Source organism: Streptomyces sp. NPDC126497, from assembly GCF_040302425.1.
In the GTDB taxonomy this organism is placed as follows: domain Bacteria; phylum Actinomycetota; class Actinomycetes; order Streptomycetales; family Streptomycetaceae; genus Streptomyces.
This window is the reverse complement of the sequence record NZ_JBEORT010000205.1, coordinates 1-3,115: the sequence shown is the minus strand read 5'-3', so window position 1 is coordinate 3,115 and position 3,115 is coordinate 1. Positions and strand designations below refer to the sequence as shown.

The window sequence follows — 3,115 nt, the reverse complement described above, 5'->3', positions numbered from 1 at the left end:
CTCGCAGCGCTGGGCAGGGTCGCCGTCCCAGCTCCACGGGCCGTAGCCGTCACCGTCGGTCGCCCGTGCGCTCCAGTAGATGACGGTGTTCTGCGAGGTGACCTGGGTGGCGGTGAGGCGGCCGATGCCCCGGAACCAGAGCCAGTATGCGATCGCCGTGTTGGCCAGGGCGAGGTAGAGGTAGCCGCCGGCCGCCGGGGCGTCCAGGGCGGGGGGCGCCCCCTCGGCCAGGACGGCGACGGGCGCGATCAGCAGGCCGCCGGCCGTCAGCTGCCAGCCCGTCAGGGCGAGCGGGCCGACGCCCTCCGGGCGGCCCCAGCGCTGGGTGAGGACGGTGCCGGCGGACATCGAGGCGGTGGCGGCCAGGGCCGCGAGGACGCCCGGCGGATCCAGGGCGCCCGCCGCCTCCAGGACCACCAGGCTGACGCCGGACGCGGCCGCGAACCCGGTGATCACGTTCCGCGCCGTCGGCCGCTGCCCCAGCAGCAGCGCCGAGAGGCCGACCACACACAGCGGCCCGACCGAGCCGACCACCGCCGCCATGCCGCCGGGCAGCCGGTACGCGGAGAGGAACAGCAACGGGAAGAAGGCGCCGATGTTGAGCGCGCCCAGCACCACCGCCTTCCACCACCAGGCTCCGCGCGGCAGCACCCGGACGACGGCGAGCAGGACGAGACCGGCGGGCAGGGCGCGCACCAGGCCGGTGAACAGCGGGCGGTCGGGCGGGAGGAACTCCGTGGTCACGGCGTAGGTGGTGCCCCAGGAGACGGGGGCGAGGGCGGTGAGCGCGACGAGGGCGACGCGGTTCGCGGCCATGACGGGCGCACCCCTTCCAAGTAGGTCAATGGCAAGTAGCTTAGTCGCAAGCTACTTGCCGTCAAGCTACTTTCTTGCGGGTGGTCCCCTCCCGGCGGATACTCCTGCCATGGCCGCAGAGCAGCACCCCGAGGACCCCGTCGACGCGATCATCGAGCAGTGGGCGCGGGTGCGGCCCGACCTCGACACCACCGGGATGGAGGTCTTCGGGCGCGTCTTCCGGCTCGCGCGCGCCATGGGCGACCGGATGGAGAAGGCGTACGCCGGGTACGGGATCTCACGCGGGGAGTTCGACGTCCTCGCCACCCTGCGACGCTCCGGGGAGCCCTACACCCTCTCCCCCCGCCGGCTCTCGGCCACGCTGATGCTCACCACCGGCGGGATGACCGGCCGTCTCGACAAGCTGGAGCGGGCGGGACTGCTCCGCCGCTCCCCCGACCCGCACGACCGGCGCGGACTCCAGGTCACGCTCACCGAGGAGGGGCTGCGCCTGACCGACGCGGCGGTCGGCGCGGGCCTCGCCGCCCAGTCCGAGGCGCTGTCCGCCCTGGGCGGGGAACGGGCGGCGCACCTGGCCGGCCTGCTGCGGGAGCTGCTGTCCGCGACGGAGCGGTAGGGACGTGCGAGGACGGGGTCCCGCACGCACGAAGGGTCCCGCACGCACGGAGGGCGCCGGTCCGCGTACGGCGGACCGGCGCCCTCGAAGGCGGTGAGCCCCGGGTCAGGCCTTGGCTTCGGCCTGGGTGCTGATGTTGGAGCTGGTCGGGTCCTTCTTCTTGTGCGACTTGTCGCCGACCATCACCAGGCCGGCGATGATCACGAACAGCGCGATCGGGGCCACGACGTAGAGGCCCAGCGTCTCGACGACGCTCAGGCCCGGACCGGGGTCGTCGCCGTCGTCGCGGGTGAGCGCGAGCGCGGGGGACGACATGAGCAGCATCATCAGCGTCGTACCGGCTGCCAGGGCGCCGGCGCGCAGGGCGTTCTTCTTGTCCACGGTGCCCAAACTATCCAACGCGGTCGGGCTCCGCGCGCGCGGGGTGCCTTAGGTGTTCTGTCCCGGGAGGTTGTGGACGGGTGAGCCAGGTCTCGGCTGAGGGATCTTGAACGGGTGAGGGCCTTCCGGTTCGGTGTGGATTGCGACGTCTACACCCGACCGAAAGGCCCTCGTGCCCCACCGTAATGCACCCCTGACCGAGACCGGACGCCTGCGTCTGGCCCGTTGCGTGGTCGAGGACGGCTGGCCCCTGCGCCGGGCCGCGGAACGCTTCCAGGTCTCGCCCACCACCGCCCGGCGATGGGCCGACCGCTACCGTGCCCTGGGCGAGGCCGGCATGAGCGACCGCTCCAGCCGCCCCCGACACAGTCCGAGCCGGACACCGACCCGCACCGAGCGCCGGATCATCAAAGTCCGTGTCCTGCGCCGCTGGGGACCGGCCCGCATCGCGCACCTGCTCGGCCTGGTGCCCTCGACCGTCCACCGCGTCCTGACCCGTTACCGGCTCGCCCGGCTCACACACCTGGACCGGGCAACCGGCCACGTCATACGCCGTTACGAACGCGACCGGCCCGGCGAGCTGGTCCACGTGGACATCAAGAAGCTCGGCAACATCCCTGACGGCGGCGGCCACAAGGCCCTGGGCCGCCAAGCAGGCCGCGCGACCCGGTCCGGCGCCGGCTACAGCTACATCCACACCGCCGTCGACGACCACTCCCGCCTCGCCTACAGCGAGATCCTGACCGACGAGCGCAAGGAAACCGCGACCGGCTTCTGGCAGCGGGCCCACGCCTACTTCACCAGCGCGGGCATCACCGTCGAACGCGTCCTGACGGACAACGGCAGTTGCTACCGCTCTCGCACCTGGCGCGATGCTCTGGCAGCGGCCGGGATCGCACACAAGCGAACCCGGCCCTACCGACCCCAGACCAACGGCAAGGTCGAACGCCTCAACCGCGCCCTGCTCGACGAATGGGCCTACGCCCGCCCCTACCGGTCAGAAGCCGAGCGCCGCGAAGCGTTCCCGCAGTGGCTGCACACCTACAATCACCACCGCGGACACACCGCGCTCAAGGGCCAACCACCCGCCAGCCGCGTCCCCAACCTCACAGGGCAATACACTTAGGGCCTGTCCGGCGGATCGGGTCGGAGGGAACCGAGGGTGCCCCACGGCCCGGGTGAGCGGGGCCCGGTGCGTCCGGCCGCACGGCGGAGGAGGGCGCCGGCGCGAGGGGGGTCCCCCCGCGCGGGCGCAGCCGGGCGCGGGGGGATCGGTGACCGACGCCGACGCCGCGGGCGGGC

General features: G+C 73.0%; 4 protein-coding genes. 2 read left to right on the top strand and 2 right to left on the bottom strand.

Going from position 1 to position 3,115, the window contains the following annotated elements; genetic code table 11:
- A partial coding sequence (locus ABTY20_RS35005) for an EamA family transporter (RefSeq protein WP_352001175.1) occupies positions 1-816 on the bottom strand: 816 nt, incomplete at its 3' end.
- Between the two features lie 109 nt (positions 817-925).
- On the opposite strand from ABTY20_RS35005, the gene ABTY20_RS35000 reads away from it, so the two are divergent.
- Positions 926-1,432 carry a MarR family winged helix-turn-helix transcriptional regulator gene (locus ABTY20_RS35000; RefSeq protein WP_352001174.1) on the top strand — a complete coding sequence of 169 codons (507 nt, stop codon included), beginning with the start codon at positions 926-928 and terminating at the stop codon, positions 1,430-1,432.
- Between the two features lie 105 nt (positions 1,433-1,537).
- On the opposite strand, the gene ABTY20_RS34995 is transcribed toward ABTY20_RS35000, so the two are convergent.
- Positions 1,538-1,813 (bottom strand): hypothetical protein, encoded by a 276-nt coding sequence (locus ABTY20_RS34995; RefSeq protein ID WP_352001173.1) that lies wholly within the window; start codon positions 1,811-1,813, stop codon positions 1,538-1,540.
- Between the two features lie 172 nt (positions 1,814-1,985).
- On the opposite strand from ABTY20_RS34995, the gene ABTY20_RS34990 reads away from it, so the two are divergent.
- Positions 1,986-2,939 carry an IS481 family transposase gene (locus tag ABTY20_RS34990; RefSeq protein WP_352001172.1) on the top strand — a complete coding sequence of 318 codons (954 nt, stop codon included), beginning with the start codon at positions 1,986-1,988 and terminating at the stop codon, positions 2,937-2,939.
- The last annotated feature ends 176 nt before the right edge of the window (positions 2,940-3,115 follow it).